The 7,201-nt window shown below is 35.3% G+C and carries 9 protein-coding genes; 5 read left to right on the top strand and 4 right to left on the bottom strand.

Annotation, left to right across the window (positions count from 1 at the left end; translation table 11 throughout):
- Window positions 1–646 precede the first annotated feature (646 nt).
- Together DNK84_RS15080 and ltrA are read right to left on the bottom strand one after the other, a co-directional pair.
- Complete coding sequence (locus tag DNK84_RS15080; protein WP_407920620.1) at window positions 647–1,096, bottom strand: group II intron maturase-specific domain-containing protein; 450 nt, start codon at window positions 1,094–1,096, stop codon at window positions 647–649.
- Window positions 1,092–2,144 carry a group II intron reverse transcriptase/maturase gene (gene ltrA / locus DNK84_RS10020; protein WP_119344379.1) on the bottom strand — a complete coding sequence of 351 codons (1,053 nt, stop codon included), beginning with the start codon at window positions 2,142–2,144 and terminating at the stop codon, window positions 1,092–1,094. Before ltrA ends, DNK84_RS15080 begins: the two co-directional genes overlap by 5 nt.
- A gap of 1,203 nt (window positions 2,145–3,347) precedes the next feature.
- On the opposite strand from ltrA, the gene DNK84_RS10015 reads away from it, so the two are divergent.
- The 5 genes from DNK84_RS10015 to DNK84_RS09995 all read left to right on the top strand — a co-directional run bounded on the left by DNK84_RS10015 (window position 3,348) and on the right by DNK84_RS09995 (window position 6,216).
- The gene (locus tag DNK84_RS10015; protein WP_119344378.1) at window positions 3,348–3,683 is read left to right on the top strand and encodes a hypothetical protein; all 336 of its coding nucleotides are present in this window, start codon (window positions 3,348–3,350) and stop codon (window positions 3,681–3,683) included.
- A gap of 8 nt (window positions 3,684–3,691) precedes the next feature.
- Window positions 3,692–4,051, top strand: coding sequence for a hypothetical protein (locus DNK84_RS10010; protein ID WP_119344377.1), 360 nt, complete (start codon window positions 3,692–3,694; stop codon window positions 4,049–4,051).
- Between the two features lie 6 nt (window positions 4,052–4,057).
- The gene (locus tag DNK84_RS10005) at window positions 4,058–5,479 is read left to right on the top strand and encodes a KAP family P-loop NTPase fold protein (protein WP_119344376.1); all 1,422 of its coding nucleotides are present in this window, start codon (window positions 4,058–4,060) and stop codon (window positions 5,477–5,479) included.
- Between the two features lie 67 nt (window positions 5,480–5,546).
- The gene (locus DNK84_RS10000) at window positions 5,547–5,903 is read left to right on the top strand and encodes a type II toxin-antitoxin system RelE/ParE family toxin (protein ID WP_119344375.1); all 357 of its coding nucleotides are present in this window, start codon (window positions 5,547–5,549) and stop codon (window positions 5,901–5,903) included.
- Complete coding sequence (locus DNK84_RS09995; RefSeq protein WP_119344374.1) at window positions 5,893–6,216, top strand: helix-turn-helix domain-containing protein; 324 nt, start codon at window positions 5,893–5,895, stop codon at window positions 6,214–6,216. Before DNK84_RS10000 ends, DNK84_RS09995 begins: the two co-directional genes overlap by 11 nt.
- Here the strand turns inward: DNK84_RS09995 and DNK84_RS09990 are convergent.
- A complete protein-coding gene (locus tag DNK84_RS09990; protein ID WP_456236417.1) occupies window positions 6,213–7,037 on the bottom strand; it encodes a toprim domain-containing protein in 825 nt (274 codons plus the stop codon). The two genes, DNK84_RS09995 and DNK84_RS09990, sit on opposite strands and share 4 nt — an antisense overlap.
- Window positions 7,031–7,201, bottom strand: a 171-nt coding sequence (locus DNK84_RS14670) for a transposase (protein ID WP_208123301.1), incomplete at its 5' end; no start/stop codon positions are given. The genes DNK84_RS09990 and DNK84_RS14670, both read right to left, overlap by 7 nt.

The raw sequence follows: 7,201 nt of genomic DNA, 5'->3' as shown, positions 1-7,201 counted from the left end.
AAATTGAAAAAAGATTGGCAAAGAAGTGGTTAAATCGGAAGAAGCCAGAAGCGGAAAATGAGTTGGGAGAAGTTCAACAAATATATTGAACGTTACCCACTACCGCAGCCACGAATCACACATGATTTTTATACTTTAACAGGTTCAGTGAGTTAAGTTGAAGAGCCGTATGTGGGAAATCTACAAGTACGGTTCTGTGAGGGGCATCATGCTTTCTCACATTATGTTTAAAATTTAAATTATAAATAGGAGAAACAGAGATGTCTACTCGACAAAATATATTGAAAGTTGGCTTTCACTTTTAACGGATGATGATTATATAGAAGCTGTTAAAGATTGCGTAAAATTTTTTAGTTTTCTCTTAAATGTTAATGCAAAAAATCAATATAAAGAAGTTGCTTAGATTTTAGATTGGCAAAATAAATATATTCAATCGCCATAAATTGAAGTGGCTTTTAGTTTTTCTTTCATTTTTAAAAATTTGACCAATGATTTTCACCGTTTACGCAAGTGATAAAATCCGTCATATAATATAGTAGTCGGATAAGCGACAGCTATTGCTAGCTGCCGCTCTCCTAAGAACGCAGCATGCGACTTTCATCGCACTGCGCTCAAGCCTTAATAAAGCACGCTATCGCACACCCAGTTACTGCATTTGAGTTATAGACGATCTTCTTTCCATCAATTCGTGCCTATCCAAATCAGCGTGAAAAGCATAATTACGCTTTCTATCGGCGTAATATTGCTCCCATTCATGCAGATACGGATTAGCATCTAGCCTAATCAAAATATGGCGTTTAATCTTTGTATTCATCATGAGATGAATACCTAAATATTTGCCATTGCTTTGTTGAGCGCTAAATACCCATCTTCTGGCATTGCCTTGATTTCTAAAGTGTTTGCCAACAGATTGTCTGAGGCTTTTACCTTGAAACCGTCTTTTTACCCATCTTAAAAGTGCTTCAAAAAGTACGTTATCAATGTAGCTAAAGGTTGATTTGGCGCATGATGGACGGTAGTAATTAGCCCAACCAATGAGTTTTGGATTGAGGGCTTTGATTATCTGTTCCGCATTTCCACCATTGTACTTTTTAATGGTCGACTTTATCTCGGAACAAAACTTTTTTCACATTATCTTTTGATGGTTTGGATAGGTATTTACCGTTATACTTTCTGATATTGAATCCCAGAAAGTCGAAACCATCGTTGATATGTGTGATTTTTGTTTTATCTTTTGATAAAGACAGTCCTCTTTCTGCTAGGAATTTCTCAATGTCATGTTGAATCTCTTTAAGCGTTTCAGGAGAGTTTCCCGTAACAATAAAGTCATCAGCATAACGTATGAAATTTACATATTTCTTAACGCCTTGATGCTTGTTAACGGTTTGCTGTAAACCATCAAGCACCATATTACAGATGACGGGCGAAATAATACCACCTTGCGGTGTCCCAGCAGTGGTGTCAAAAAGCGTACCATTTTCAACATATCCAGATTTAAGCCACTTTCTCAGAATACTTTTGTCAATCGGGATATTGTTTAGTATCCACTCGTGACTGATTTCGTCGAAGCAGCTTTTAATATCAGCCTCCAAAATCCATTGCGCTTTGCCTTTACTGGCTAAGTTACAATAACATTTCTGTAAGGCATCATGTGCTGATCGATATTGTCGGAAGCCAAAAGAATCTCTGTCTGCTGTAGTTTCAGCAACAGGATTTAACGCCATAAGATACAAAGCTTGCATTGCTCTATCTCTCATGGTTGGTATGCTTAGTGGTCGAAGCTTCCTGTTTTTCTTAGGTATATAAATCCGCCTTAGTGGTTGCGGTTTATACCCAATTTTGGAGAGGTTGCTAGCGGCTAAGCCTTTTTGATAAGCTTCCGACCATACCTCTTTATCAACACCTGGAGTATGTTTACCTTTATTTGATGTCACCTGTCTTACTGCAAGCATTCTGGCGTAGAATGATCTTGTTAGTAACCGTTGCAACACCTTAACTTTATTAAAGCGCTTCTCTACAGTAGCTTTTGCAATACGCCTCTGTAGTCTGTACACCCACCTTTTAGCTATTTCCCAATCAAAGGTTACCCATTGTAGGTGAGCTTGAAATGGATGAGAAGGCGCACTAACACTTAGTGTTACCATATCTGCATTCCTCCTTTAAACATTCATCAGATTATCTTGCAATTTAAGACCAGTTGGACGTCTGCCCGCTTTCGCGTGAGGTAACGTTTAAACCTCTATCATCACCATTACAGTGCTGCGTTCGCTTTTTCCAACCTCCCAATCCTGCATACCCATGGGTAAACTTCGCAGCTTACTTTCTCCAATTAATAGAGAGGTATACAGGGTTCCCATGTTCCGCACGTCGTGTATATATCGGGTTAGGTGCCTGCTATTAGACCGGTGCCACTATTGACTGCGTCGATTTAGTGCATTAAAATCGAGCCATAGGCGACGTACCTTTTGGTTCAAGTGTTTCAGTCACTTTCACTTGTTGCGTTTTACGACCCATAAACAGATTCACATAAGTTCACCATACCGATTGCCTAGCGCTTATCCGACTGTGACTGCCAGAAAGATTACACCCTCACAGTTACAATCCCGCTCTCCTAAAGGAGAGCTTTGCTACGTTGTCAGGCAGCTTCTTTATTCATGCCATAGGCTCATCCAGCAGCATAGATGGTTACCCCAGATACGAGATAACAACACGACGTGCGACCTCATGTCGCACGCACACCCCACGCTGTTAGCAGGGGCGTAATCCAAGTCGTGAAAGCCTTTATTTTCAAGGGTTTTCGTGCGAGAAGTTTTTTTTGAGAAAATGAGTTGTTTTATTTTTAAATATACCGCCAAATGGCGTTGTATTTTCGGAAAAATAACCGCATCATATATAAAATATGAATTTATGACGAATGTATGATGTTTATAAATATTTTAGTATGACATTCGTCATAAATTCATATGGTTAAAGGAATAAAACTAATTTTATAACTATTTATATAATACGATTGTATGGCGGTTAAAATAAGCGTATGCTAATTGTATGATATATGTTTTAAGCGGATAAAAGTTTTAAAAACGTAAATTGTATGCCGTATATATGACAACTTATCTAAATTTTGCGTTGACGTGTGACGAATATATGTCGCGACATACAAAAAAATACACTGAATTTATGAGTTCAGCTTTTGGTGGCATACGATTGTATGATCATATTTGATAGAATATGGAGCAAATAAAGCGGAGTTTATCCGTTTGCAGCTTAATGTATGACTATCGACTTACATTGAAATACAATCGTCATACGTTAATGAATAGTTAAATCAAGGATAAAACGAGGGTGAAATGGCTAAAATATTAACAATACGGATTCCAGATTATTTAAAAGATGAACTGGAAGAAAAAGCAAAAAAGAAAAATATTCAATTGTCTCAGTATGTCAGAGACTTAATTCAAGTGGGATTAAGCGCAGATGATTCTCAAGATAATTGGGATGAATTAGAGCAAATATCTGCGATTAAATCGTTGGAATCTAAGTTGATTCTGGAATCAATTTTAAAAGCAGTTTTTGATGAAAGTAAATCAAAATTTAAATCTGCAAACGAGGAATTAGAATATATCACTACACGAATTCAACAAGTTAAAAATCGTGTGGTTCATGGTAATAATGATGATATTTGAGGATTGATATGTCTGTTAGAATTGATGTAAGAGTCGATGAAAATCTAAAAAAACGGATTGAAAATATTGCAAATGAAACTAATAAAAGCTTTCCTGATTGCGTTAGAGAATTGTTAGAAATAGGTGTTTATGTTAAGGAAAAACAGCTAAAACCAGAAGAAGATAACAAGGAAAATTGGGAGGAATTCTATCAAAATGCTGCCGTTATGACGCATGAAAATCGGTTGATACTAGAGTCAGTATTAAAGATTTTATATAAAGACAATAAGCCTTTATTTGAATCATCAAGTGAAGAAATTGAGTTTATAAAAACACGTGTTCAGCAAATAAAGTCACGCGTTGTTGATGGTGAAAAGGATGTAATGTAGGTTGTTATGAATATAGATAATCCAATAAATGAATATACATTCGATGATAGAGATGAATTCAATAGAAAATCAATCGCTGATAATATTTACAGTTTGATTGATAGTAATATTGATATTTCACCTTTAATTATTAATGGTGATTGGGGTGTAGGGAAAACTGAGTTTTGCCATAAAACTATCAATCTTATAAATAGCAGTAATGATAATAAGGTAAATTCTATCTATATTGATGCGTTCAAATATGATCATATAGAGCAGCCTTTGATTACAATAATCAGTGAAATATTAAAGGCGCTAAACAGCGAATCACATAAAGAAAACTATAAAAAATTGCTGACTAAAGCCGCCCAAGTTTCAGCATTCTTTTTAAAAACTGGCGGAAAAGCAGTTGTTAGCCATTTACTTAAGCAGAATTTTAATACATTAAGTGAAGATCTTAAAGAGGTAATAGGTAAATGTGAAGATGCTTTCTTTCAATACGCAGCTACAGCCATTGAAAGTCATGTTGAATCTGAAAAAAACATCGAAGATTTACGCGATATATTAAAGAATATAGCTGAGGAAAATAAGTTAATTATCTTCATTGATGAATTAGATAGATGTAAACCAAGCTATGCACTTTCTATGCTTGAAGTTATTAAGCATATATTCGATATTAAGGGGATATTTATCGTTATTGTTACAAACATAGATCAACTAAAAAGCTCAGTAAAACACGCATATGGAAATAGTATTGATGCTGAAAAGTATCTAGAAAAATTTGCAAAATTTACTATTACATTGCCAAATTACATGCCTAAAATTAATGCTCAATATAATTTAGAAAAGGTCAAAATCGCGCATAAACATTTTGCCAATAGTGTTAATGAAAGCACTATTTTAACCAAATATAAGAATAATATTTCAAATTCTAACGGATTTATTCTAATTGATGACTACATAAAACATGCTATCCCCTCACTTAGAAGTATTGAAAAACTTGTCAGATATTTAGAGGTATACTTCACATTAGCAGCAAAAGAAAGTCAATCTAAAAAGATTAGTTCACTGGTAAACTATAGCGAAGGCTTTAAAATATTAGCTGTTTTATCCATACTTATATACTGTTTTAACTCTAATCTCTTTAAGCAATTCCAACAAAGCAAAGTTTCTATAGATGATTTGTCTGTCTTCTTAGGTGTTAATAAAAATATTACTTTACAAGAGATAAGCCAGAACTATTTTAGAGACAGCGATATTGCTTTTTGGTTGATTAAAATAGTGGTAGATACAAGCTTTTACTCAAGTGAGACTGCATCTCAACCTGAAATAATGGCTCAGATAAAGAATACTTTTTCTATTGGCTTCCCATTTGAAAACCATAATTTTATTGATGATGTAAATGATTTTTTCCGTGTTTTTCAGGAGCTTAGTCTAGTTGTAACGTAATAATGTTGATTTGATTAACCCAAAAAATATAGTATAATTACTATATTAAGTATATGCGTGCATTCATATGAAAGAAGTAATATGGCTAGGCTCCTCACCGGACGACCCGAAAAACTTTCCTGAGGAAGTGCGTTCTGCAATGGGTTATGCGCTGCACTTGGCACAAATAGGTGAAAAGCATCACCATGCAAAACCACTGACAGGAAAACAATTTAGCGGTACAGCAGTGATTGAGGTAGTTGAAAATCATGATGGTGATACATATCGGTGTGCTTATACGGTAAAAATTGGTGAAACACTGTATGTTTTGCATTGTTTTCAAAAGAAATCTAAGCGCGGCATATCAACACCAAAGCAAGATGTTGAAATGATACTAAAGCGTTTAAAAGAAGCAAAGCAATTGGAGATTGATCATGGTAAATGAAATTAAATATCACAAAGGCTCTGGTAATGTTTTTGAGGACTTGGGCTTCAATGATCCTGTCGAAATGCAGGCAAAAGCACGGCTAGCACTCAAAATAAGTCAGTTACTTAAGGAAGAAAAAATTACGCAAGTTAAAGCTTCAAAATTAACAGGTGTTGCGCAGGGTGATTTATCAAAAATCGTCAATGGCAATTTTGCAGGCTTCACGATTGATCGCATGTTTAGCATTCTTTTGAAGCTGGGGCAGGACATTGATATTAATATTCATCCTGCTAAAAATGCTCCATCAAACATCAATTTTGCGATGGCTTAAATGGATATTTCAATATTTAACTGCTTATCAATTTCCCGATTATCAGGCAATTTAATATCGCTTTTATCGATACTTTTTTCGTATGATTTTGCATACTGATCTAGTGGATTTTCAACATTCGCAATAAGCTCAGCGCTAATCTTTCTTAAGTCGTCTAGTGGACTTCCTTGTGGGTTGGGTTTATCTAATTTATAGGCTGTATCCTCAATGTATTTATCTGCAATTTGTTGGATAGTGTCTTGATCTTGAATACCCATGCTTTGTGTTATATCGTGAATTATTTTACTGCGTATTGTCTCACTGCCTTCTGATTTAAGCATATCGTTAAAGTCAGTTCTTACTTCATTAGGCATGCTGACAATGACATTTTTCCCTGCTTCTTCAAGCTTGGTAATGGTGCTTTTAAGTGCCTTTAAGCTGTCTGCATTCTTACCATCATTATCAAAACAAATAACCACATTATCATTGATCATGTCAGGGTTAATATTACCCATATTGCTGGCACCTGATATGGCAATAATGTGATTATCTTTACCTAATGATTCAGCGATTGAAAGACTCGTCTCAATGCCCTCTGCTATGTAGGTAATGCCCGTATTGTGTTGTGGTTTGTATAGTTCAATACCAAACCCTTTTTTATTACCATATGACCTTTTTTGCATATTGAGATCGGCTTTTACTGGGTTATTCTTGTCTAAGAAAATGACCTCTACGCCCTTAAATTCGCCTTTGTCATCACGGAAAACGCCAACTAATGCAGGGTGCTGTTGTTGATCCTCTGGTGAGAAAACGGCTCTTTTCCCTTTTCTGTTGGTTACAATCTGAGCATGCGATAACCGTTTAAATCTATGGTTAATCTCTGGAAAAGTGAGTCGGTTTTAAAGAACCCATAGCAGCGTCGTTTAATGACTTTAATTTTATTATTCAATCCTTCCACAAACCCACTAGTTGATCTATTTTTAAAATAGTTAGCAATGCTGCCTTT

This window comes from Facilibium subflavum, from assembly GCF_003574485.1.
GTDB lineage: Bacteria > Pseudomonadota > Gammaproteobacteria > Francisellales > Francisellaceae > Facilibium > Facilibium subflavum.
Note: the sequence above shows the minus strand (reverse complement) of the source record. Positions and strands in the feature narration are given on the sequence as shown.

What these genes read in the sequence shown, in the direction of transcription:
- DNK84_RS10005 (WP_119344376.1), top strand. Translation starts at nt 4,058, where the DNA reads ATGAATATAGATAATCCAATAAATGAATATACATTCGATGATAGAGAT.
- DNK84_RS10000 (WP_119344375.1), top strand. Translation starts at nt 5,547, where the DNA reads ATGAAAGAAGTAATATGGCTAGGCTCCTCACCGGACGACCCGAAAAAC.
- DNK84_RS10015 (WP_119344378.1), top strand. Translation starts at nt 3,348, where the DNA reads ATGGCTAAAATATTAACAATACGGATTCCAGATTATTTAAAAGATGAA.
- DNK84_RS09995 (WP_119344374.1), top strand. Translation starts at nt 5,893, where the DNA reads ATGGTAAATGAAATTAAATATCACAAAGGCTCTGGTAATGTTTTTGAG.
- ltrA (WP_119344379.1), bottom strand. Translation starts at nt 2,144, where the DNA reads ATGGTAACACTAAGTGTTAGTGCGCCTTCTCATCCATTTCAAGCTCAC.
- DNK84_RS10010 (WP_119344377.1), top strand. Translation starts at nt 3,692, where the DNA reads ATGTCTGTTAGAATTGATGTAAGAGTCGATGAAAATCTAAAAAAACGG.